The 23,589-nt window shown below is 68.9% G+C and carries 19 protein-coding genes; 7 read left to right on the top strand and 12 right to left on the bottom strand.

Going from position 1 to position 23,589, the window contains the following annotated elements:
- Window positions 1–671: 671 nt before the first annotated feature.
- The 4 genes from AB0I94_RS05745 to AB0I94_RS05760 form a co-directional block, all read right to left on the bottom strand.
- Window positions 672–1,433 (bottom strand): amino acid ABC transporter ATP-binding protein, encoded by a 762-nt coding sequence (locus AB0I94_RS05745; protein WP_363308140.1) that lies wholly within the window; start codon window positions 1,431–1,433, stop codon window positions 672–674.
- Complete coding sequence (locus tag AB0I94_RS05750) at window positions 1,430–2,371, bottom strand: amino acid ABC transporter permease (RefSeq protein WP_363308141.1); 942 nt, start codon at window positions 2,369–2,371, stop codon at window positions 1,430–1,432. The genes AB0I94_RS05745 and AB0I94_RS05750 overlap by 4 nt, the downstream gene beginning before the upstream one ends.
- Before the next feature lie 72 nt (window positions 2,372–2,443).
- A complete protein-coding gene (locus tag AB0I94_RS05755) occupies window positions 2,444–3,406 on the bottom strand; it encodes an ABC transporter substrate-binding protein (RefSeq protein ID WP_363308142.1) in 963 nt (320 codons plus the stop codon).
- Window positions 3,407–3,740: 334 nt separating this feature from the next.
- Entirely contained in the window at window positions 3,741–4,394 is a 654-nt protein-coding gene (locus tag AB0I94_RS05760) for a hypothetical protein (protein ID WP_363308143.1), read from the bottom strand.
- 1,079 nt (window positions 4,395–5,473) lie between these two features.
- On the opposite strand from AB0I94_RS05760, the gene AB0I94_RS05765 reads away from it, so the two are divergent.
- The 4 genes from AB0I94_RS05765 (at window position 5,474) to AB0I94_RS05780 (ending at window position 8,752) form a co-directional block, all read left to right on the top strand.
- Window positions 5,474–6,688: an NADP-dependent malic enzyme gene (locus tag AB0I94_RS05765; RefSeq protein WP_363308144.1), complete on the top strand. Its 1,215-nt coding sequence runs from the start codon at window positions 5,474–5,476 to the stop codon at window positions 6,686–6,688.
- Between the two features lie 215 nt (window positions 6,689–6,903).
- Window positions 6,904–7,869 (top strand): zinc-binding dehydrogenase, encoded by a 966-nt coding sequence (locus tag AB0I94_RS05770; protein ID WP_363308145.1) that lies wholly within the window; start codon window positions 6,904–6,906, stop codon window positions 7,867–7,869.
- A gap of 86 nt (window positions 7,870–7,955) precedes the next feature.
- On the top strand, window positions 7,956–8,165 hold the full coding sequence (locus AB0I94_RS05775) for a helix-turn-helix domain-containing protein (RefSeq protein ID WP_363308146.1): 210 nt from the start codon (window positions 7,956–7,958) through the stop codon (window positions 8,163–8,165).
- A complete protein-coding gene (locus AB0I94_RS05780) occupies window positions 8,165–8,752 on the top strand; it encodes a Clp protease N-terminal domain-containing protein (protein ID WP_363308147.1) in 588 nt (195 codons plus the stop codon). The genes AB0I94_RS05775 and AB0I94_RS05780 overlap by 1 nt, the downstream gene beginning before the upstream one ends.
- 27 nt (window positions 8,753–8,779) lie before the next feature.
- Here the strand turns inward: AB0I94_RS05780 and AB0I94_RS05785 are convergent, their stop codons facing one another.
- Both AB0I94_RS05785 and AB0I94_RS05790 read right to left on the bottom strand, forming a co-directional pair.
- Window positions 8,780–9,856, bottom strand: a complete 1,077-nt coding sequence (locus AB0I94_RS05785; RefSeq protein ID WP_363308148.1) for a helix-turn-helix transcriptional regulator — start codon at window positions 9,854–9,856, stop codon at window positions 8,780–8,782.
- A 1-nt stretch (window position 9,857) separates the two neighbouring features.
- The gene (locus tag AB0I94_RS05790) at window positions 9,858–10,787 is read right to left on the bottom strand and encodes a hypothetical protein (RefSeq protein ID WP_363308149.1); all 930 of its coding nucleotides are present in this window, start codon (window positions 10,785–10,787) and stop codon (window positions 9,858–9,860) included.
- Window positions 10,788–10,955: 168 nt separating this feature from the next.
- Between AB0I94_RS05790 and AB0I94_RS05795 the strand changes: the two genes are divergently transcribed.
- Window positions 10,956–11,798 carry a hypothetical protein gene (locus AB0I94_RS05795; RefSeq protein ID WP_363308150.1) on the top strand — a complete coding sequence of 281 codons (843 nt, stop codon included), beginning with the start codon at window positions 10,956–10,958 and terminating at the stop codon, window positions 11,796–11,798.
- Between the two features lie 238 nt (window positions 11,799–12,036).
- On the opposite strand, the gene AB0I94_RS05800 is transcribed toward AB0I94_RS05795, so the two are convergent.
- The 5 genes from AB0I94_RS05800 to AB0I94_RS05820 all read right to left on the bottom strand — a co-directional run bounded on the left by AB0I94_RS05800 (window position 12,037) and on the right by AB0I94_RS05820 (window position 19,040).
- The gene (locus AB0I94_RS05800) at window positions 12,037–12,219 is read right to left on the bottom strand and encodes a DUF6104 family protein (RefSeq protein WP_030560703.1); all 183 of its coding nucleotides are present in this window, start codon (window positions 12,217–12,219) and stop codon (window positions 12,037–12,039) included.
- 136 nt (window positions 12,220–12,355) lie between these two features.
- A complete protein-coding gene (locus AB0I94_RS05805; RefSeq protein ID WP_363308151.1) occupies window positions 12,356–16,171 on the bottom strand; it encodes a multifunctional oxoglutarate decarboxylase/oxoglutarate dehydrogenase thiamine pyrophosphate-binding subunit/dihydrolipoyllysine-residue succinyltransferase subunit in 3,816 nt (1,271 codons plus the stop codon).
- A gap of 259 nt (window positions 16,172–16,430) precedes the next feature.
- On the bottom strand, window positions 16,431–17,516 hold the full coding sequence (locus AB0I94_RS05810; protein ID WP_363308152.1) for a HAMP domain-containing sensor histidine kinase: 1,086 nt from the start codon (window positions 17,514–17,516) through the stop codon (window positions 16,431–16,433).
- A gap of 13 nt (window positions 17,517–17,529) precedes the next feature.
- Window positions 17,530–18,270: a response regulator transcription factor gene (locus tag AB0I94_RS05815; protein ID WP_055555160.1), complete on the bottom strand. Its 741-nt coding sequence runs from the start codon at window positions 18,268–18,270 to the stop codon at window positions 17,530–17,532.
- 65 nt (window positions 18,271–18,335) lie between these two features.
- Window positions 18,336–19,040, bottom strand: coding sequence for a spermidine synthase (locus AB0I94_RS05820; protein WP_363308153.1), 705 nt, complete (start codon window positions 19,038–19,040; stop codon window positions 18,336–18,338).
- A gap of 252 nt (window positions 19,041–19,292) precedes the next feature.
- Between AB0I94_RS05820 and AB0I94_RS05825 the strand changes: the two genes are divergently transcribed.
- Window positions 19,293–20,003: a rhomboid-like protein gene (locus AB0I94_RS05825; protein ID WP_363308309.1), complete on the top strand. Its 711-nt coding sequence runs from the start codon at window positions 19,293–19,295 to the stop codon at window positions 20,001–20,003.
- A 128-nt stretch (window positions 20,004–20,131) separates the two neighbouring features.
- Window positions 20,132–22,555 (top strand): endopeptidase La, encoded by a 2,424-nt coding sequence (lon, locus tag AB0I94_RS05830; protein ID WP_363308154.1) that lies wholly within the window; start codon window positions 20,132–20,134, stop codon window positions 22,553–22,555.
- Between the two features lie 71 nt (window positions 22,556–22,626).
- Here the strand turns inward: lon and AB0I94_RS05835 are convergent, their stop codons facing one another.
- A complete protein-coding gene (locus AB0I94_RS05835) occupies window positions 22,627–23,469 on the bottom strand; it encodes a lysozyme (protein ID WP_363308155.1) in 843 nt (280 codons plus the stop codon).
- Between the last annotated feature and the right edge of the window lie 120 nt (window positions 23,470–23,589).

Here is a 23,589-nt window from a genome sequence, read left to right on the forward strand (position 1 = left end):
TGGGTCGCATGGTGGAATTCAGACGTATTTATACGACATGAGCGCTGTCATGTGGCGCTAAATCGGGCGTGATGTCGATTCTTCATTAACTCTTGTCTGCTGAAGTGTGAGTGGGATAACCTGCTGTTCGTTATTGACCACGGGGGCGCCGGTAACTGGCGTGCTCAACAAATCAGGGGGTATGTGTGAGATTTCGTCTGAAGGCAGTGTTCACGGCTGGCGCCGTTATGGCTGGCTCGCTAATTGCCAGTGCGCCTGCTCATGCAGCCACTCGGACTTGCATTCCCATGGTGAGCTGGGGGCTTGGTGACGTCTGTTTTGACGGTAACGGCGACAAGTTCATCCTCAATGACCTCCGCAGGGACCACAAAAGGCTGGTTGTCAGGTGGTTTGCCCATGACGGGTCGGGTCGTGTCGGTGAGTGCCACGATTCCGATGGTGCCGATAACGGTGCCAAGGTGTGCAACTATAACTTCAGGGAAGGTAACAATAATTACATCGAGTTCTTCGCGGTGATCCGTAACGGGGCTAACGGCCCGGATGAGTCCCCCAGTTTGACTCTCCGTGGATATGTCAGTCCCAGGTAACTCATCCTGATAACCACCTAAGTCGAGGTTCGCAAGTTCTGAACTTAATTGATTTGCGACCTGCGAACCTCGACTCTTTACGACCTACATAACCTTGGAGAGGAACGACTGAGTTCGGCTGTGCTGGGGGCTCGTCAGGACGTCGCGCGGACGACCTGACTCCACTACCACGCCGTCGTCAATGAAGACGAGGCTGTCGCCGACCTCGCGAGCGAACCCGATCTCATGGGTGACGACGATCATCGTCATCCCGGACTCCGCCAAGTCCCGCATCACGTTCAGAACTTCCCCCACCAATTCGGGGTCGAGCGCCGACGTCGGCTCGTCGAAGAGCATCAGCTTCGGGTCCATGGCCAGCGCGCGGGCGATCGCCACGCGCTGCTGCTGGCCGCCCGAGAGCTGCGAGGGGTAGTTCTTCGCCTTGTCGGCCAGACCGACGCGCTCCAGGAGCTGCCCGGCCCGCTCCTTCGCCGCCGCCTTCGTCTCGCCCTTGACCTGGACTGGTGCTTCCATGACGTTCTCCAGCGCCGTCATGTGCGGGAAGAGGTTGAAGCGCTGGAAGACCATGCCGATGTCCCGGCGCTTCAGGGCGACTTCGCTGTCCTTGAGCTCGTGCAGCTTGTCACCCTTCTGCCGATAACCGATCAGTTCGCCGTCGACGTAGAGTCGGCCAGCGTTGATCTTCTCCAGGTGGTTGATGCAGCGCAGGAACGTCGACTTGCCGGAGCCGGACGGGCCGATGAGGCAGAAGACCTCGCCAGTCGCGACTTCCAGGTCGATGCCCTTGAGTACCTCTACGTGGCCGAAGGACTTGTGTACGCCCTCGGCCTTCACCATGGCGGTCATGCCATGTCTCCCTTCGAGCGGCCCAGAGCGAGCAAGTTGCGCTTGATCTTCTGTAGCGGTGTCTGCGGCAGGGTCCGGCTGGAGCCCCGCGCGTAGTAGCGCTCCAGGTAATACTGGCCGACGCTGAGGATCGACGTCATGATCAAGTACCAGGCTGCGGCGGTGAAGTACATCTCCACCGGTGCACCCGAGACCTGCCCGATGTCCTGGGCGTAGCGGAACAGCTCGGTGTATTGCACTGCCGCCACCAGCGAAGTCGTCTTGAGCATGTTGATGACTTCGTTGCCAGTCGGCGGCACGATCACGCGCATTGCCTGCGGGATGACGATCCGGCGGAGCGTCTTGGCGTGGCTCATACCGAGCGCGTGAGACGCCTCGGTCTGGCCCTCATCGACCGACAACAGACCAGCGCGACAGATTTCCGCCATGTACGCGGCCTCATTCAGGCCGAGCCCGAGCAACGCCGTCAGTAGCGGCGTCATGAAGTCGGACCACTCGTCCTTGTAGATGGGCCCGAGGTTGATCGTGTCGAAGACCAGACCGAGGTTGAACCAGACGAAGAGCTGGACCAGGACTGGCGTGCCGCGGAAGAACCAGATGTAGAACCAGGCGATGGATGAGGTCACCGGGTTCCGCGACATCCGCATCACGGCGAGGAGGACGCCACCCGACACACCGATCAACATGGCGAGCACGGTGAGCAGGAGCGTCTGGCCGACTCCCCGCAAGATGCGGTCATCGAAGAAGTACTCGGGAACAGTGTCCCATTTGACGTTGCCCTGCCCGAAGGCGTAGATGATCGCAGCTAGGGCCGCTATGGCGATCAGTGCGGAGACATACCGGCCGTAGTGCCTGACCGGCACGGCTTTGATGGCCTCTGGGCCTGATGGCGGCGGTGGGGGGTTTTCTGAGTCTGACTTGCGCACGTCAGCAGTCACGGGTGGCGCCTTTCAACGGCTTGGGAGCGTTGGACACGGGGTACTTGTGAGCGAATCACGCGTAGTTCGTGGTCACTTGCCGCCGTTGATCTTGGCTTCCTTCACTGAGCCTTCCTCGACGCCCCACTTCGAGATGATCTTGTCGTATTCGCCGCTCTTGACGACGGCGTCGAGCGCAGCCTTGATCGCGTCGCGCAGCTTTTCATTCTTCTTGGAGACCGCGATGCCATACGGAGCGGCCTCGACCTGATCGCCGACGAGCTGGAAGTCCTTGCCGCCGCCAGAGGTCTTGACCGCGTACGCGGCGACCGGGAAGTCGGACGAGCCCGCGTCCGCACCGCCGGAGCGCAGTCGGGTCTGGGCCTGCTGGTCGTTGTCGAAGGACTCAATGGCGATCTTCTTTCCGCCCTTGCACTTCTTGGACTCTGCCTTGGCCATGTCGTGCGAGACGGTGCCCCGCTGGACGGCGACCTTCTTGCCGCAGAGGTCAGCCCAGGTCTCGATGCCCTGGTCATCGCCCTTCTTGGTGTAGATCGAGACGCCCGCGGTGAAGTAGTCGACGAAGTCGACCCCTTCGCCGACCTTCTTGCCCGTCGCCTCGTCGATGCCTTCCTGGCGATTCTTCGTGTCCGTCATGGCAGACATTGCGACGTCGTACCGCTTCGAGCGCAGCCCGGTGATCAAGGAGTCGAAGGTGCCGTTCTCGAACTCGAACTTCACGCCGAGCTGCTTGCCGAGCGCGTCACCGAGGTCGGGGTCGATGCCGACGGTTTTGCCCGACTTGTCCTTGAACTCGACGGGCGGATACGCGATGTCCGAACCGACCTTGATGACACCCGCGTCACGGATGTCCTTGGGCAGCTTGTCGGCGAGCGGCGCGCTGCTCGCCTTCTTGCCGCCCCCTTCGTTGCTCTTGGTCTGGTCTCCGCAACCGGTCAGCAGCAGCGCGCCGGCGACCGCGATCGCGCCGACCGTGGCCATCCGGGACTTCGCGGACTTACCGGCGGCGGTACGACAAATGGAGCGTGCGGTCATGAGGGTTCCTCCGGCGGATGAGGGAGTTGCCGAGCGGTCGTGCACACACCTTCGGGTGTCGCGACCTCGTGTGATGACGGCATCTTGCCATTCGGACCGTCCGATTCTGGGTGCCAGTGATGTCAAAATCGGATAACGGGTGACCTGGCAACCCAGACAGGCTGGGACAACAGGGCCGTACCGGCCCGGAACGAAGTACCGCCATTTGAGATTTTCGGTGAATCTCGGGTGAATCTCGCGATGTGGACCGGTGGCGGGTCGGGCGTTTGAAAGGTGCGTTACACCGTTCTTGCTCGCTGAGCGGCCAGCGGACTCTGGTTCCCCTGAGTGCTGGTCAGCGGCCTGCCCTGAACGGTTGGGGGCACGCTGGTCCCCCCCATTTCTCGATCTTGGATCCTCCCGTTGGGGCCTGCGACGTCGCCATGCCCCGCAGCCGCCGCTTGAAGATCGCGGTGGGGAAGGCGGAGATCAGATTCCGGAACTTCTTGCGGCCATGCCGATCGCGGGACTTGGAGTCGGTGAAATCGAGGTCCTCGATGACCAGAGCCCTCACGTCGTGCTTCCCGCACCACTGGAGCAGCCTGGTGATCGTCTGACGGATCTGGGCATCGCGGTGCGAGCCGGTGCCCGACAAGTCGAAGGGAAAGTCCCTGGGGCGGCCCACCGGATTGCCATGCTCGTCGAGCCGCCATACGGCCAGGTGGTCGGCGTTCAGGTCGACTCCGGCAGCACCACGGGCCAACGCGGCCTTCAACGCCGCCCTGTCGCTCTCCGGCTGTGGGCTTCGGGAACTCCGGGCGACCGTCTGCGCTGCCGTCCAGGAGCACGTCAGGTACCAGCGCCCACCCCGCGTGGGATCAAAGGCGATCCGATAGGCCAGCGCAGCCCCCGCCGCCTGCCGCTGAGCCCACTCGCCGCTGCGCCAGGCGAACCGTACGGGAGCAGCGAGGATATAGCGGCCGTACGGTGCGTTCGCGTAGTGCTCCAAGGCCCCGGGCAGGCGGATCTAGACCCGGCCCTCTCCGTCGATTCGGATCGTGTCGTTGCCGCCGGGCTTGCCGGCCTCCCCGTCCGCCTGCAGAAACAACCGGGAAGCTTCCCACTCCGTACGCCAGGCCATCAGAGCTCCGCCGTCACCGGACAGGTGATGCCGTCCGTTCGCCCGACTTCGCCCGCCGCGCACCATGTGCACGACGCCAGCAACGCGATCCGCCTCGACCCGGTACAGACGGGCCAAGAGGTGAGCCATCCGAATCTGCTTGCCCCGGCGTTCGGACCGGGACCGGTACCCACCGGGCCGCCCCTTGGCGCCCTTGCTCCTGAGCGGGAGCGCAAGCCGCTGCTCGATCAGACCGATGGCCCGCCGGAGCTCGGCGACCTCCCGAGTCTGGGCCTCGCGCCGGGCCGCGTACTGCCCGTTCGCCCAACCGGTGATCGACCCGGCCCATCGGGACGAAGTGACCTCCGTGAGAGATCGCTTGCGCTCCGCCCACCGCCGGGAACGATCAGCGGACCGCTCGTCCCGTCCGTCGCTGCACCTGGCTGCCAGATCCTTGGAGGCCGGCACCCAGGAAGCACCCGAGCTCCCACAGGAGTCCCGACTCCTCGGCAGAGACATGGAGCCGGGTTCGGACCGAGGCCCCCGCCGGAGCGGGCACCGAGACCGGAGAGGCCAGCGGGCGCAATGGCTTCCGGTCACTTGGCACAGTCACCGGCCCCGCCCTTTTGCCCGCCATGTCCAATCCTTCGTCCAGCCGCTTCTTCCCGCGTCGAACAGCTCAACGAGGCTGGCTGTGGAAGGTCACTCGTTCGGATCAAGAACATCTGTTCAGGCTTCAAGGGGTACCTGCGGAGTCGCTGAAACCAATGTCACTCGCCCGCGCCCGCTGCCTTCAGGTAGAAAGGCTATTTACACCCCTCATCCGGGGCCCAGAGCGCGTGTGCGGCGCGCTCGCGTGTCTGTACCTCCCTCCGCCGACAGGCGGGGAACAGACGCGGTGCCCGCCCACTTCTCAACCAGGAGTGGACACCCTCAACTGATGATTTAAGACTTAAGGGGTAAGACAAGTGGCAGCGGAGATCGTCAATCCTCGCAGCGACAGCAGTACGGGTCACGAAGGCGCTGAAGAGCCCTTCGATCCGGCGTTCGCGCTGCACCGTGGCGGCAAGATGGCCGTGCAGGCCACCGTGCCGGTGCGGGACAAGGACGACCTGTCCCTGGCGTACACGCCCGGCGTCGCGAAAGTGTGCACCGCGATCGCCGAGCAGCCGGAGCTGGTGAACGACTACACATGGAAGTCGAACGTCGTGGCCGTGGTCACCGACGGCACGGCCGTGCTCGGTCTCGGTGACATCGGTCCCGAGGCCTCCCTCCCCGTGATGGAGGGCAAGGCCATTCTTTTCAAGCAGTTCGGCGGCGTGGACGCGGTCCCGATCGCGCTCGCGACGACGGACGCGGACGAGATCGTCGAGACCGTGGTGCGGCTCGCGCCGTCCTTCGGCGGTGTGAACCTCGAGGACATCTCGGCCCCGCGCTGCTTCGAGATCGAGCGCAAGCTCCAGGAGCGGCTCGACATTCCCGTCTTCCACGACGACCAGCACGGCACGGCGGTCGTGACGCTCGCCGCGCTGCGGAACGCGGCGCGGCTGACCGGGCGCACGCTCGGTGAGCTGCGTGCCGTGATCTCCGGTGCCGGTGCGGCCGGGGTCGCCATCGCCAAGTTCCTGCTCGAGGCGGGCCTGGGCGACGTGGCGGTCGCGGACCGCAAGGGCGTCGTGAGCCGGGACCGGGACGACCTCACCCCGGTCAAGCGTGAGCTCGCGGAGATCACCAACAAGGCCGGGCTCAGCGGTTCGCTGGAGAGCGCCCTCGCGGGTGCGGACGTGTTCATCGGCGTCTCGGGCGGCACCGTCCCCGAGCCCGCGGTCGCCTCCATGGCGCCGAACTCGTTCGTGTTCGCCATGGCCAACCCGAACCCCGAGGTGCACCCCGACATCGCCCACAAGTACGCGGCTGTCGTCGCGACCGGGCGCTCGGACTACCCGAACCAGATCAACAACGTGCTCGCCTTCCCCGGCATCTTCGCGGGCGCGCTGCAGGTGCGGGCGTCGCGGATCACCGAGACGATGAAGATCGCCGCCGCCGAGGCGCTGGCCGGCGTGGTGGGCGACGAACTGTCCGCCGATTACGTGATTCCCTCGCCGTTCGACGAGAGGGTCGCCCCGGCAGTGACCGCCGCCGTGGCCGCGGCCGCTCGGGCCGAGGGTGTCGCCCGCCGCTGAGCGGAGCACTCGAGCACTCGATGGCGTGACCGCGCCCCCGTTTCGTACGCACATGGTGTGTACGGGACGGGGGCGCGGCGCGTTGGTGGGGCTGGACGGGTGTGCACGGGGTGCTGGACGGGTGTGCATCTGGGTGTGTACGGGGTGGGAGCGCGGCGCGCGTCACAGTCGTGCGTGGTTACGTCCGGGCAGGCCCGCGGCCTATCGTCTGCCTCATGTTCGCCGCCTACGCAGCCCGCATCGACCGTGACCAGCCGCTCAGCGGCCTTGAGTTGGGGGAGCGTCCCGCCCCCGAGGCCAGGCCCGGCTGGTCGACCGTGAACGTCCGGGCCGCCTCCCTCAATCACCATGATCTGTGGTCCCTGCGCGGGGTCGGGCTCCCCGAGGCCAGGTTGCCGATGATCCTCGGCTGCGACGCCGCGGGGATCGACGAGCACGGCAACGAGGTCGTCCTGCACTCCGTCATCGGCCAGACCGGGTACGGGGTCGGTCCTGCGGAGGGCCGCTCCATCCTGACCGAGAAGTACCAGGGGACGTTCGCCGAGCAGGTCACCGTCCCCACCTGGAATCTGCTGCCGAAGCCGAAGGAACTGTCGTTCGCCGAGGCGGCCTGCCTGCCGACCGCGTGGCTCACCGCGTACCGCATGCTCTTCACCAACGCGGGGGTGCGCCCCGGGGATTCGGTCCTGGTCCAGGGCGCGGGTGGCGGTGTCGCGACGGCCGCGATCGTCCTCGGCAAGGCCGCGGGGCTCCGGGTCTTCGCCACGAGCCGCGACGAGGCCAAGCGGAAGCGGGCCCTGGAGCTGGGCGCGGTGGAGGCCGTCGAGTCCGGCGCGCGGTTGCCGCAGCGGGTGGACGCCGTCATCGAGACGGTGGGGGCGGCGACGTGGTCGCACTCCGTCAAGTCCCTCAAGCCGGGCGGCACCTTGGTCATCTCGGGGGCGACCAGCGGTGACCGGCCCTCGCACGCGGAGCTGACGCGGGTCTTCTTCCTGGAGCTGAAGATCGTCGGTTCGACGATGGGGTCCAAGGACGAACTGGAGGACCTGCTGTCCTTCTGCGCGGCCACGGGCGTGCGTCCCGTCATCGACGAGGTGCTGCCGCTTGACCGGGCGCGCGAGGGCTTCGAGCGTCTTCAGTCCGGTGACCTGTTCGGGAAGATCGTGCTCGAGGTCGGATGACCTGAAAGGCGCTGGAAGGGCCGCGTCCACATCACGGGTGTCAACTTTGATTGACATCCGCTTCCTGTCAACGTAAGTTGACATGCATGACCGAAGCTACGGATCTCGCCGAGCGTGCGGGTGACCGTGACCCACGAGTCGGACTGCGGGCCGTCTCCGCGCTGCGGAGGCTGGTGGAGCGGTTGGAGGCCGTGCAGGTGCGCAGTGCGCGCCAGCAGGGCTGGTCGTGGCAGGGGATCGCCGCGGAGCTCGGAGTGAGCAGGCAGGCCGTGCACAAGAAGTACGGGAGGCAGTGATGTTCGAGCGGTTCACGAAGGACGCCCGCGCCGTGGTCAAGGGTGCGGTCGGGCATGCCGAGGGCGAGGGTGCGGCGTGCGTCGACGACGGGCACATGCTCCTCGCGCTGCTCGACCGCGAGGCGAGCCGGGCGTCCTTCGCCCTGGCCTCGCTCGGGGCCACGCGCCGCCGGGACTCGATCGAGGACGCGCTGGGCGAGGCGCGGCGCCGCGGGGGCCTCTCGCAGGCCGATACGGAGGCGCTGGCCGGACTCGGCATCGACGTGTCCGAGATCGTCTCCCGGGTCGAAGAGGCCCACGGTGCGGGCGCGTTGGCGGGTGCCCGCAAGGCAGCGCGTCCGGGCCGGGGCCGGGGCTGGAGCGGGCACCGGCCGTTCACCCGCGAGGCCAAGGACACCCTGGTGAGGTCCCTGCGCGTGGCCACCGCCCGCAAGGACCGGCAGATCGGCGACGAGCACATCCTGTTCGCCCTGACCGTCCGCCCCGGACTCGTGAGCGAGGTCCTTGCGGACCACGGCGTGACCCACGAGTCGGTGGAGCGGGTGCTGTACGGCGGGGGCTCCGGTCCCGGCACCGGCCCCGAGTAGGCAGCCGGCGGCCTCGGCGTCCCCAGGTCAGGCCTTGGGGGTGCGCAGTGTCGCGGTGATGTGGGCCGCCGCCGCCGACAAGTGGCGGCGTGCGTCCCGCAGTTGGTCCTCCGTCACGCCGTGGTCCCGGGCCGCGTCGCGGATGTCGTCGCGGAAGCGGTCCAGGAGGCGGTCCAGGTCCCGCGACGGATTGCCGGTGCCGTCCACCTGAGCCCACTCCGGGACGTACTCCGTGGGGACCCCGTCCTCGGGGGCGGAGGTGAACGTGGGCTCCTCGGCGGCGGTCGGCTTCGGGCTCTTGCGCCCGAAGTCCTTGCCCAGGTCCTTGCCGAACTCGCCGAACTCCTTGGCCAGTTCCGTCAGGCCCTCGCGGACCCCGGTCGGCCAGTCGCCCCGCGTGAAGTGGTCCTGCACCTGGTCCTGGACGCGCCGTGCGATGCGCTGCACCTCCTCCTGTGCCTGGGCACGCGCGGTCTCCTGCGCGTCCTGGGCCTGGCGGCGGGCGCGCTGGGCGTCCTCGCGTGCCCTGCGGGTCTCGTCCTTCGCCCGCCGGGCCTGCTCCTTCCACTCCTGCTTGGCGCGCTTGAACTCCTCCTTGGCCTGACGCCAGCCGTCCGTCTCGGCCCAGGAGCCGTCGAAGAAGTCCGCGGGGTCAGGGAAGGGCCTGCCGGAGCCGGAGCCCGCCCCGCTCTTGCCCTCGGAAGCGCCGCCGGACGCGCGCGCCTCCTTGGCCGCCTCCCGCATCTCGCGGCGCAGTTCACCCGCCGCACCCCGCACGCCGTCCCGGATCTCCGCGGCGAGCTCGGCGACGGAGTCGCGGATCTCCAGCTCCAGATCGGCCAGCTCACCGCTGCGGTCGGCCAGTTCCGCGCGGCCCGCGTCCGTGATGGCGTACACCTTGCGGCCGCCTTCCGTGGTGTGCGTGACCAGGCCCTCGGCCTCCAGCTTCGCCAGGCGCGGGTAGACCGTCCCCGCCGAAGGTGCGTACAACCCCTGGAAGCGCTCCTCCAGGAGGCGGATCACCTCATAGCCGTGGCGCGGCGCCTCGTCGAGGAGTTTCAGCAGGTACAGGCGCAGTCGGCCATGGGCGAACACGGGGGCCATCTCAGAGCACCTTCTTGTCGGTCGGGGCGGCGTCGTCGGACGGGACACTGTCCGTCGGGCCCGGCGGGTCCGTCGGATCTGTCGGGGGAGCGGTCGAGGGGACCTCGTCGGAGAGATCTTCCTCCGTCGGCGGCCTGCGCAGCAGCGCGATGGACCCCGAGACCGTCGTCGCCTTGAGCTTTCCGCTCCCCGACCCCAGGCGACCGGTGATCTTCTTCGCCCCCCACTGGCCGCTGACCCGCAGATCCTCGAACGCGTTGGACACCGTCCCGCTCGCGGTGTTCGCCTCGACGTCCGTGTCCGTCGGATGGGGCAACCGGATCGCGATCTCGCCCGAGACGTTCGTCAGGCCGATGTCGGCCGGAGCGCCCGCCGGGTCGAGGTCCACGATCATCGAGCCGCTCACCGAATCGGCCCGAACCGAGGCCCCCGCGCCCTCGAAGACCGTCAGATCGCCGGAGACCGAGTTGAACCGCAGGTCGCCGGTGATGCCCTGCGCCTCCACGCTGCCCGAGACCGTGTCGGCGCGGATCCGGCCCGAGAGGCCGACGAGGGTCGTGTCTCCGGTGACCCCCTTGACCTCCGTGCTCCCCTCGATCCCCGAGACCACGGCGCCCGCCCCGACCACGCCCACCTCCACGCGGGTCCCCGCGGGGACGGCCAGGGAGACCACCGCGCTGCGGCGCCAGCCCTTGCGGTCGAGCCACTTGAGGAAGCCCTTCCAGGGCAGGTCGTCATACGCGACGGTCAGCACGCCGTCGGCCTGCGTGACGGTCAGCGGCGGCCCCTCGATCTCGGACACCTCGAGGCGTGCGGAAACTTCGTCGGTGCCCACGACGTTCACCGTTCCGTTGACCACGCGCACACGGAGGGTCTTCACGGGGGCGTCGAACGTGAGCTTCCGGGGCTCGGCGACGGACCACTCTGACATCGGGCTGTCCTCCTCGGCGGGCTGGGCTGCTGTGGACGGAGGGCCCGAAAGCCCGACAGCAACGCGCCATATCGCGTCTCTGAGATACACGATATATCGCGGTCACGGAAAGTCAAGACACCCTCGCTTCTCTGCGCTAAATATGGCGATTTGACCTAGCGTGGGGCCATGTCGTCCGAAGCTTTCGAGCACGGCGCCGCCGGTGCGCTGCTGCTCTGCCGGGCCGAACCCGACGTGGTCGAGCCCGCCGCCCGCCTGTTGCGCGAACCGATGCTGCTCGCTCCGGCGGGCCACCAGTGGAGCGTGCTCGTGCCCGAGGGCAAGCCCTGGGTGCACGGTGACGAACCGGTGGACCGGGTCCTCACCGGATGGGCCACCGCGCTCGCCGTCGGGGCGACCTGGCCGGTGCTGGCTCTGTGGTGGGACTCCGACCGCGCCGGCAGCACACTCGCCGCGGGCTTCCGGCGCACCGTCGAGTACGTGTGGCTGGCCAACGGAACGCCCGCCGGCGAGGACGAGGCGTTGCGCACCTTCACCGCGCGGCTCGGGCTCGACCCCGTACTGGACCTGCAGACCCTGGAGGCCCTCGGGCGCCCCGACAGCGAGGCCGACGCCCGTGCGCGCCTGCTCGGGCTGCTCGCCGTCCTCGCGCGGGCAGGGGTGGAGCTACCGCCCGGGCTCGGCCCGGGGGAGTCCGCGGATCGGCTGCGCACGGTGGCGCGCGTGGTGCCGGGCGTGCGGGACATCGAGTGGTCCGGTTGGCGGGACGTGGTGCGGGCGGAACTGGACGTGGTCGAGCGGGGGCGCCTCGGGCCCTGGCTGCGGGGACCGCGGGCTCGCGCCCTGGCCGCGGCTCAGCTGGCCGCCGGGCTGCCGCTCGCGGCATGGGCCCTGCGGCGACGCAGCGCGGGCTGGGCCGCGGCGGCGGCGCTCCTGCTGGTCCACGGCTCCCTGGGGCTTGCGTACGACAGCGTGCGGGCAGCCGACGCGCGGCCACCATCCGGAGCTTGAGAGCGTCGTTCTGGAGGACCCCGGCCCTCGAGTCCCGGAAGGCGGCCCTGTGCCGCGCCCGTGAACCGCGTCCAGCGCCAGATCCAGCAACCGGCCCGGCTGATCCGCGCGTGCGGGAGCACTTCGCGGCGGGCGCCGACCACGTCTGCGTACCGGTGCTGACGGGTGAACCGGGAGCCCTGCCGCTGCCCCAGTGGCGCAAGCTGGCCCCCGCGCTCGTGGGCGGGTGACGCGCGGCCTACTCGTCCTCGTCCGCGTCGTCCAGACGGGCCAGCCAGGTCGCCAGGCGCTCGACCGGGACCTCGAAGTCCGGGTTGAGGTCCACGAAGGTGCGGAGCTGCTCGGCGAGCCACTCGAAGGTGACTTCCTCCTCGCCGCGCCGCTTCTCCAGTTCCTCGATGCCACGGTCGGTGAAGTACAAGACAGGCTCCGCGATTCAAGAACGACTGGTGAGCGATGTGCTCAGGACATTCAGGATAAGCCGATACGCCGGTGGGCCCGGCCCCGGGTGACAAGCACTCGGGACCGGGCCCACCGGCGTACGAACCGCTCGGGGCCTACGCCTCGAAGACCTCGTTGAGGAGCTGTTCCTGCTCCTGCTCGTGGCGCTTCTTCGAGCCGACCGCCGGGGACGAGCCGTGCGGCCGCGAGATGCGGCGCAGGCGCTCGCCGTGCGGGATGTCCGCGCCGACCGCCAGGTCCAGGTGGTCGATGAGGTTGAGGGCGATGAAGGGCCACGCGCCCTGGTTCGCCGGCTCCTCCTGCGCCCACAGGTACTTCTCGGCGTTCGGGTACTTCGCGATCTCCGCCTGGAGCTCGGCACCCGGCAGCGGGTACAGACGCTCGATGCGGATGATCGCGGTGCCCGTGTCGCCGCGCTTCTTCCGCTCGGCCTCGAGGTCGTAGTACAGCTTGCCCGCGCAGAAGACGACCTTGCGGACCGCCGACGCCTCGACCGAGTCGTCGCCGATGACCGGGCGGAAGCCACCCGTCGTGAACTCCTCCGTCTTCGAGGCCGCCGCCTTGAGGCGCAGCATCGACTTCGGGGTGAAGACCACCAGCGGCTTGTGGTGCGGGTTGTGCACCTGCCACCGCAGGAGGTGGAAGTAGTTCGACGGAAGGGTCGGCATCGCGACCGTCATGTTGTTCTGCGCGCACAGCTGGAGGAAGCGCTCGATGCGGGCGGACGAGTGGTCCGGGCCCTGGCCCTCGTAGCCGTGCGGCAGCAGCAGCGTGACGCCGGAGTGCTGGTTCCACTTCTGCTCGGCGGCCGAGATGTACTCGTCCACCACCGTCTGCGCGCCGTTGACGAAGTCACCGAACTGCGCTTCCCACATGACGAGGGACTCGGGGCGGGCCAGCGAGTAGCCGTACTCGAAGCCCATCACCGCGTACTCGGAGAGCAGCGAGTCGTAGACGTTGTAGCGCGCCTGGTCCTCGGAGAGGTACAGGAGCGGCGTGAAGTCCTCGCCCGTCTCACGGTCGATGAGGACCGCGTGGCGCTGACCGAACGTGCCACGACGCGAGTCCTGGCCCGACAGGCGGACCGGGGTGCCCTCCAGGAGCAGCGAACCGATGGCGAGGGTCTCGCCCATGCCCCAGTCGATCGTGCCGTCCTCGATCATCGACGCGCGGCGCTGCAGCTGCGGAAGGAGTCGCGGGTGGACGGTGACCCGGTCGGGGATGTTGACCTGGGACTCGGCGATCCGCTTGACGACCTCCTGGGAGATCGAGGTGTCGACGTTCACCGGGAACTCGGCCTCCGGGGCCGGGACCTCCGCCTCGGCGGGCTGCGAGATGGCCTCGCGGACCTCCGTGAAGACCTTCTCCAGCTGCCCCTGGAAGTCCTGCAGAGCCTGCTCGGCCTCTTCCAGGGTGATGTCGCCGCGACCGATGAGGGACTCGGTGTAGAGCTTGCGCACCGAGCGCTTCTTGTCGATCAGGTCGTACATCAGCGGCTGCGTGAACGCCGGGTTGTCCGACTCGTTGTGACCGCGGCGGCGGTAGCAGATGAGGTCGATCACGACGTCCTTGTTGAACGCCTGACGGAACTCGAACGCGAGCCGCGCGATGCGGACGACGGCCTCCGGGTCGTCGCCGTTCACGTGGAAGATCGGCGCCTCGATCATGCGGGCCACGTCCGTGGCGTACATGGAGGAACGCGACGACTCCGGGGCGGCGGTGAAGCCGACCTGGTTGTTGATGACGATGTGGACGGTGCCACCGGTGCGGTAACCCCGCAGCTGCGACATGTTGAGCGTCTCGGCGACCACACCCTGGCCCGCGAAGGCCGCGTCACCGTGCAGGGCGACCGGCAGGACCGTGAAGTCCGTGCCGCCCTTGTTGATGATGTCCTGCTTGGCGCGGACGATGCCCTCGATGACCGGGTCGACCGTCTCCAGGTGGGACGGGTTGGCGGCCAGCGAGACCTTGATCTGCTCGCCGTCCAGGCCGGTGAAGGTGCCCTCGGCGCCCAGGTGGTACTTCACGTCGCCGGAGCCGTGCATGGACTTGGGGTCCATGTTGCCCTCGAACTCGCGGAAGATCTGGGCGTACGACTTGCCCACGATGTTCGCCAGGACGTTCAGCCGGCCGCGGTGGGCCATGCCGATGACGACCTCGTCCAGGCGCGACTCGGCGGCGCTGTCGAGCACGGCGTCGAGCAGCGGGATGACGGACTCGCCGCCCTCCAGGGAGAAGCGCTTCTGGCCGACGTACTTCGTCTGGAGGAACGTCTCGAAGGCCTCGGCGGCGTTCAGCCTGCGCAGGATGCGCAGCTGCTCCTCGCGCTCCGGCTTGGAGGCGTGGGTGCGCTCGATGCGGTCCTGCAGCCACTTGCGCTGCTTCGGGTCCTGGATGTGCATGAACTCGATGCCGGTGGTGCGGCAGTACGAGTCGCGCAGGACGCCGAGGACGTCGCGCAGCTTCATCATGGACTTGCCGGCGAAGCCGCCGACCGCGAACTCACGCTCCAGGTCCCACAGGGTGAGGCCGTGCTCGGTGATGTCCAGGTCGGGGTGCTTGCGCTGCTTGTACTCCAGCGGGTCCGTGTCGGCCATGACGTGGCCGCGGACGCGGTAGGAGTGGATCAGCTCGAAGACGCGGGCGGCCTTCGTGACGTCGTCGTCGTGCGAGGCGTCGATGTCCTTGAGCCAGCGGACCGGCTCGTAGGGAATGCGCAGCGCCTTGAAGATCTCGTCGTAGAAGTCGTTCTCGCCGAGCAGCAGGTTCGCGACGATGCGCAGGAACTCGCCGGAGGCGGCGCCCTGGATCACCCGGTGGTCGTAGGTCGACGTGAGCGTCATGACCTTCGAGATGCCGAGCTTGTTCAGGGTGTCCTGGGACGTGCCCTGGAACTCCGCGGGGTAGTCCATCGAGCCGACGCCCATGATGACCGACTGTCCGGGCATCAGGCGGGGGACCGAGTGGACGGTGCCGAGGCCGCCGGGGTTGGTCAGCGAGACCGTGACGCCGGTGAAGTCGTCCATGCCGAGCTTGCCGTCGCGGGCGCGGCGGACGATGTCCTCGTAGGCCTGCCAGAACTCGAAGAAGTTCAGCGTCTCGGCCTTCTTGATGCCCGCGACGACCAGCTGGCGGTCGCCGTTGGGCTTCACCAGGTCGATGGCGAGGCCGAAGTTGATGTGCTCCGGCTTGACCAGCGTCGGCTTGCCGTCCTTCTGTACGAAGGAGTAGTTCATCGACGGCATGGCCTTGATGGCCTGCACCATCGCGTACCCGATGAGGTGCGTGAAGGAGATCTTCCCGCCGCGGGCGCGCTTGAGGTGGTTGTTGATGACGATGCGGTTGTCGAAGAGCAGCTTCACCGGGACCGCGCGGACCGACGTCGCCGTCGGGACCTCCACGGAGGCGTTCATGTTCTTCGCGACCGCGGCGGCGGGGCCGCGCAGCGTCACGTACTCGGGTCCTGCCGGGGCCTCGGTGGCGGGCTCCGCCTTGGCAGCGGGCTCCGCCTTGGCCGCGGGCTTCGCGGCGGGGGCCGGAGCGGCGGCCGCGGGCTTCGCGGCCGGAGCCGCGGGCGCGGCAGGCGCGGCGGGGGCCGCGGGCGTCGCCGGGGCGGACGCTGCCGGAGCTGCGGGTGCGGCGGGAGCTGCGGGGGACGTGGTGGCCGCAGCCCCCGCGGCTGCGTCACCCGCCGGCTTGGCCGGGGCAGCGGTGGGTGACGCGCCCGCTCCTGGCTTGTAGTCGGCGAAGAAGTCCCACCAGGCTCGGTCGACCGAATTCGGGTCCTGGAGGTACTGCTGATAGATCTCGTCGACGAGCCACTCATTGGGACCGAAGGCCGCAGCAGGGCTCTTGCCTTGCCCGTCTTGGTCGGTCGAGATGCTCGAGCTACTGGGGGACTGTGACGACACGGCGGTAACCGCCCTCTTCCGCTTCACAAGGTGATGGACAGCGGGAATCAAGGCTACGCCTCCAACGCCGCCAGGTGCAGACCGGCCCCGTCATCCGTCGCGTAAGTCACATTGGACGGGGGGTTTCGGTGGCGTAAATGGCGGGAAACAAGCGAGGTTCCGGAACGCAGGACGGCCGCGCGGACCGTGGCCGGCGCGGTGGCGTCACCCGGGCGCGCTTCCGATGCGCCCGCGAATCGCTTCCGTTTCGAACCCTACGTCAACTCCGCGCCTCGGGCAGGCCCGGAAGAGTGACCTGGATGCGGCAGCCGCGAGGGGATTCGGCCACACCGATGTGTCCGCCGTGCAGATCGACCGCCCAGCGCGCGATGGCGAGCCCGAGTCCGGTGCCGCCGTCACTGCCGGGCCCCTGCGGAGGGGTGTTGGCGTGGCTGCCGCGGTTGAAGCGCTCGAAGACCCGGTGCCACTCCGACTCCGGGATGCCGGGGCCCTCGTCGAGGACCTCCAGGTCCAGGGACTCGGGGTAGAGACCGCGCCGGGCGCGTACGGTGACGCGGCCGTGCGGCGGGCTGTGCTTGACCGCGTTGTCGATGAGGTTGGCCACGACCTGGTGCAGCCGCTCGGCGTCCGCGTGCGCCGTCAGCTCGGGCGGCGTCACGTCCAGGTGCAGATGGACGTCCGTACGGGTGTGGCTGCCGGAGCCCGACGCGATGCCCGCGCGCGCGGAAGCCACCATGTTGGCCTCCTTCAGGACGCCCGACAGGTAGGGCCACACCTCGAAGCGGCGGGCCCGCAGCGGTACGACGCCGTTGTCCAGGCGGGACAGGTCGAGCAGCGTCTCCACCAGGCGCCCGAGCCGCTCCGTCTGCTTCAGGGCCGTACGCATGGTCTCCGGGTCGGCGGCGGATACTCCGTCGACGACGTTCTCCAGGACCGCGCGAAGGGCCGCGATGGGGGTGCGCAGCTCGTGCGAGACGTTGGCGACCAGTTCCTTGCGCTGCTGGTCCTGGGCCTCCAGGTCGTCCGCCATGCGGTTGATCGTGGTGGCCACGTCACCCAGCTCGTCGCGGCGGTCGGCGCCGCGCACCCGGCGCGTGTAGTCGCCGTGCGAGACGGCCCGCGCCACGGAGTTCATCTCGTCCAGCGGCGCGGTGAGGCTGTGCGCCACGAACTGCGTGATCAGCAGCGTGGCGATCACGGAGAAGACGGTGATGAAGCGCAGCTCCGTCTCCGTCTTCATCGCCACCATCAGCAGACCCGTGGTGATGAAGACCGAGACGACCACCAGGGTGCCGAGCTTGGTCTTGATGGAGAACGGCCGCAGCTCGCCGAAGGGACCGGTCATCGGACGGCCCGCCTCACGGGGTCGGGGTCTCCAGGGCGTATCCGACGCCGTGCACCGTACGGATCCGCTCGGCGCCGATCTTCCGGCGCAGCGCCTTGATGTGGCTGTCGACGGTCCGGGTGCCCGACGCGTCCGCCCAGTCCCACACCTCGGCGAGCAGCTGCTCGCGCGAGAGCACGGCACGCGGGGTGTTGGCCAGGCAGACCAGCAGGTCGAACTCCGTCGGCGTCAGATGGACGTCCTCGCTGCGCACCCTGACCCGCCGCTGAGCGTGGTCGATCTCCAGCTCGCCCAGGCGCAGGATGCCGCTGCGCGGGGTGGTCGCGGCCAGTGCGGCCCGCTCGACCCTGCGCAGCAGGACGTGCACCCGGGCCGCGAGCTCCCGCATGGAGAACGGCTTGGTCATGTAGTCGTCGGCGCCGACGCCGAGCCCGACCAGCATGTCCGTCTCGTCGTCGCGCGCCGTCAGCATGAGGACCGGAACCGGCCGCTGGGCCTGCACCCGGCGGCACACTTCAAGCCCGTCGAAGCCCGGCAGCATGATGTCCAGGATCAGCAGATCGGGCTGCCAAGCCTGTGCGGTGTCGACCGCCGACGGGCCATCGCCCGCCGTTTGCACTACGAAACCCTCGGCGCGTAGCCGGGCGGCGATGGCGTCGACGATCGTCGGGTCGTCCTCGACCACCAGAACCCGGCGCTGGGCGCCTGGCATCGCCGCCGTCGCGCCGTTGTGGGAGGTGTGTGTCTGCTCCATCGCCCGCCCCTGACACTGATCGCTTGTGTTCGGTCAGCAGGGTACGGGTCGCGAAGGCACCTCGGCTACGCAGCCCTTACGCCGAGATGAACCACGTCGGGTACGCCTCGGGCAACGGGGATCTCTTCCGTCCGTACCGACTGGAACCCGGCATTCCGTAGAGCGAAGTCGAAAGCGGACGAGGGCTGGGCGGACCACACGGCCAGTACCCCGCCCGGGTTCAGACGCGACCGGCAGGCGGCCAGACCGGCGGGAGAATAGAGGGAGTTGTTGCCCTCCGTCACCGTCCAGTCCGGGCCGTTGTCGATGTCCAGACAGAGCGCGTCGTACGTTCTCGGGCTGCCGTCGGAGGCGTCGGCGCCGGAGAGATGCGCCACCAGGTCTGTGTGCAGGATCTCCGTGCGCGGATCGGCGAGCGCGGCGCCGGAGAGCCCGGCCAGCGGGGCGTCGACTCCCGAGCGGTGCCAGTCGATGACGGCCTGCTCGCGTTCGACGACCGTGATGCGGCCCCAGCGCGGGTCGGCCGCCGCGTGGGCGAGGGAGAAGCCGACGCCGAGGCCGCCGATGAGCAGCGCGGGCTCGCGGGGATCGTCCAGCGCGTCGTACGCCGCGTCGACGAGCAGCCGCTCGGAGCGGCCGTCCGAAGTGTCCATCAGGAAACAGCCGTTGGCGATGATCTGCAGAAGCGCACCATGGCGCCGCAGTACGACTTCGCCGTACGGCCCCTCGCGCCGGTCGATGACGACGGGGGCGGTGGTGTGGGTGTGCATGGCGGCCAGGGTATGACTGGTGAGAGCACCGCCTGGGGGCGGACGCGAACCGGGACCGCCGGGTTGCTGTGATTCGCGTCTCACCTGGCACGGGCCGTGGTACGGGTCATAGACAGTGCCGGAAAGATCGGCAAAGGGTGGCCATGACGGAAGGAGCGTCTCACCTTGAACCTGAGCGCGTCGGCTGCCTCCACGGCACCCGAGGAGACCGCCCCGCCCGGCCTGGACGGCGTCCCGCGACAACGGGACGGCATCCCGCGGCAACGGGGCCGCGCGCCCGAGGTGACGACCAGTCCTGAGACGGCTCCCTCCGAGGCGGCCACCCCCGACGCGGCTGCGCCCGGTCGGCGCCCGCGTCTCTGGCGAATCCTGCCGACCCCCACGGGCACGCCCTTCACCTTCGGTTATGCCGCGGTCCTCGCCGTGACGTCGCTCCTGGCGCAGTATGCGGACCCGTCCCTCGTCTCGGACCTGCACCGCCACTCCAGCACCGATGTCGCGCACCTGTCGCAGCAGCCGCTGCTCGTCCTGGTGGCCAGCGCGCTGTGGATCGCGGGCGGCATCGCTTCGCCGTACGCGGTCGGCTTCCTGCTGGTCCTCACGGCCCTCGAGCGCCGCATCGGCGCGCTCCGCACGGCGGGCGTCTTCCTGCTCGGTCACGTCGTCGCCACCCTCGCCACCGAGATCCCCGTCGGCCTCTCGGTCCTCGCGGGGCATCTGCCCGACAGCTCCCTGCACCGTCTCGACTACGGCATCAGCTTCGGAGTCGCGGCGAGCGTCGGCGCGCTGGCGGGGCTGTTCAGGCCGTGGCTGCGGTGGCTGGTGCTCGCCGGGTTCGGCGGCATGCTGATCGACGACCTGATCGCGTTCACGGACCCGATGACGAACTGGGGCCACCTGCTCGCGCTGTCGATCGGTGTCGCCACATGGCCGCTGGTGCGACGGTGGCGCCGGTCGGCCTGACCGCCCCGACGACCCGCCTTCCCGCACGTGTCGACGTGATCGCTCACAGCGAACACCCCTTGGGGAACATTCAAGGACTCACGAGCATTGAGTCCACATAGCTCAACTTGAATGCCGAAGGGGAGATCATGACTACTGAGTCCGCCGAGTCGAAGCCGTCCACACCGCTGACATTGCCCGTGCTCCCGCTCGACGACGAAGTTGTCCTGCCCGGCATGGTGGTTCCGTTCGACCTGTCCGACACCGAGGTGCGCGCCGCGGTCGAGGCCGCCCAGGCCGCCGCCCGCTCCGACGGGAGCAGCAAGCCGCAGGTCCTTCTTGTTCCGCGCATCGACGGGACGTACGCCGCGACCGGTGTCCTCGGCACCGTCGAACAGGTCGGGCGTCTCTCCGACGGCGACCCCGGCGCCCTCATCCGCGGCCGTGGCCGCGTGCGGATCGGTGCCGGGACGACCGGGCCCGGTGCCGCGCTCTGGGTGGAGGGCGTCAAGGTCGACGAGACCGTGCCCGATCCGCTCCCCGGTGTGGTCACCGAGCTGGTCAAGGAGTACAAGGCGCTCGCCACCAGCTGGCTGAAGAAGCGCGGGGCCTGGCAGGTCGTGGACCGCGTCACGCAGATCGACGACGTCTCCGCGCTCGCCGACAACTCCGGCTACTCGCCCTTCCTCTCCACCGACCAGAAGGTCGAGCTCCTGGAGACCGGCGACCCGGTCGCCCGCCTCAAGCTCGCCACCGAGCAGCTGCGCGAGCACCTCGCCGAGCAGGACGTCGCCGAGTCCATCGCCAAGGACGTCCAGGAAGGCGTCGACAAGCAGCAGCGCGAGTTCCTGCTGCGGCGCCAGCTCGACGCCGTGCGCAAGGAACTGCGCGAGATCAACGGCGAGAAGGACGGCGAGGAGTCCGACGACTACCGCACCCGCGTCGAGGCCGCCGACCTCCCCGAGAAGGTCCGGGAGGCCGCCCTCAAGGAAGTCGACAAGCTGGAGCGGTCCAGCGACCAGTCGCCCGAGGGCTCCTGGATCAGGACCTGGCTCGACACCGTCCTCGAACTGCCCTGGAACGAACGGACCGAGGACGAGTACGACATCAAGGGCGCCCAGAACGTCCTCGACGCCGAGCACGCCGGCCTGCAGGACGTGAAGGAACGCATCACCGAGTACCTCGCGGTGCGCAAGCGACGAGCCGACCGCGGCCTCGGGGTCGTCGGCGGCCGTCGTGGCGGCGCCGTGCTCGCCCTGGTGGGCCCTCCTGGCGTCGGCAAGACGAGCCTCGGCGAGTCCGTCGCGCACGCCATGGGCCGCAAGTTCGTGCGGGTCGCGCTCGGCGGCGTACGCGACGAGGCGGAGATCCGCGGCCACCGGCGTACGTACGTCGGTGCGCTGCCCGGCCGGATCGTGCGGGCCATCAAGGAGGCCGGGTCCATGAACCCGGTCGTGCTCCTGGACGAGATCGACAAGGTGGGCTCCGACTTCCGCGGCGACCCCGCGGCGGCCCTCCTCGAAGTGCTCGACCCGGCGCAGAACCACACCTTCCGGGACCACTACCTGGAGGTCGAGCTCGACCTGAGTGATGTCGTCTTCCTGGCGACGGCGAACGTCCTCGAATCCATCCCCGAGGCGCTGCTCGACCGCATGGAACTCGTCCGCCTCGACGGCTACACCGAGGACGAGAAGGTCGTCATCGCCCGTGACCACCTGGTCCCGCGCCAGCTGGAGCGGGCCGGTCTGGAGACGGACGAGGTGACCCTGGACGAGAGCGCGCTGCGCAAGCTCGCGGGGGAGTACACCCGGGAAGCGGGCGTACGGAACCTGGAGCGGTCCGTCGCGCGGCTGCTCCGCAAGGTCGCGGCGCAGCACGAACTGGGCGAGCGGAAGCTGCCGTTCACCGTCGGTGAGGGCGATCTGCGTGACCTCATCGGACGCCCGCACCACGTGCCCGAGTCGGCGCAGGACCCGGCCGAGCGGCGCACGGCGGTGCCGGGCGTGGCGACCGGGCTCGCGGTCACCGGCGCGGGAGGTGACGTCCTGTACGTCGAGGCGTCGCTCGCCGATCCGGAGACGGGCGCCGCGGGCCTGACCCTGACCGGTCAGCTCGGCGACGTGATGAAGGAGTCCGCGCAGATCGCGCTCTCCTTCCTGCGCTCGCGCGGCGCCGAGCTGGAGCTGCCCGTCGCCGACCTGAAGGAACGCGGCGTGCACATCCACTTCCCGGCGGGCGCGGTCCCCAAGGACGGGCCGAGCGCGGGTGTCACCATGACGACCGCCCTCGCGTCGCTGCTCAGCGGCCGCCTGGTCCGGACGGATGTGGCCATGACCGGCGAGGTCTCGCTGACCGGGCGGGTCCTGCCCATCGGTGGCGTCAAGCAGAAGCTGCTCGCCGCGCACCGCGCCGGGATCACCACGGTGATCATCCCGAAGCGGAACGAGGCCGACCTGGACGACGTCCCGGCGGAGATCCTGCAGAAGCTGGACGTGCACCCGGTGACGGACGTCCGTCAGGTGCTCGAACTGGCCCTGACCGAGGCCGAGGTGAGGGTTCCGGCCGCCGCGTGACGGAGGCGGTCGGCGCGTGAGGGCCCGGGACCCCGAAAGGGGTCCCGGGCCCTCACGCTCGGTGGGTCCGCTCAGCCGTTGGCGAGCGCCACCACCCTGTCCAGGGCGCCGTTGAACTTGTTGTGGTCCCCGACCGTCGGGCCCGACGAGGTGTACTGCCACATCGTGTGGAAGCCCCATCCGGCGGGCAGCTCGCCCGGGGACGTGTTGTAACGCGCGATCCACAGCGGGTTGTTGACGGCGAAGCCGCCGTAGTTGCCGGTGCACTGCTTCCACCAGCTGGTGGCCGTGTAGATCACCGCGTGCCGTCCGGTGCGCGCCCTGTACTGGTTCAGGAAGTCCCGGATCCACGTGACCATCGCGGACTGGGACTTGCCGAAGCAGGCCGCCCCGTACGGATTCCACTCGATGTCCAGCGCGCCCGGCAGCGTCTTGCCGTCGCGCGACCAGCCGCCGCCGTTGTCCACGAAGTAGTTGGCCTGGGCGGCGCCGGTGGAGGTGTCGGGCGTGGCGAAGTGGTAGGCCCCGCGGATCATGCCCACGTTGTACGAACCGTTGTACTGCTGGGCGAAGTAGGGGTTCTTGTAGTACGTGCCCTCGGTCGCCTTCACGTAGGACCACTTCACGCCGCTGTTCCAGAGCGTCGACCAGGCGACGTTGCCCTGATGGCTGCTGACGTCGACGCCTTCGGTCTGTACGGCGTCGCCGCTGGGCGGCAGACTGCCCTGCCCGTCGTGCTCGACGACGCCCTGGCCCATGCGGGCGGAGCCGCGGGCCGGTGTGTCGTCGCCGTCGGCGGCCTGTGCGGCGCCCGGCAGCGTGAGGAGGAGGGAGAGGGCGGAGAGGACTGAGAGCAGGACTGCGGCCGCTGACCAGCGGGAGCGGCGGGGCGTTCCGGGTCTGTGCACGGGCATGTGCGTGCCTCCGTAGGCCTCGATTGAGCTCGATGGAGCTCGTGGGGGGACCTGTCGACACATTCGTGGTGTGAACATGTCATGCATGACGCTACGCACGTAGACCCGAGGCTGGGAAGG

Origin of the sequence: Streptomyces sp. NPDC050147 (genome assembly GCF_040660195.1) — a bacterium.
Classification (GTDB): domain Bacteria; phylum Actinomycetota; class Actinomycetes; order Streptomycetales; family Streptomycetaceae; genus Streptomyces.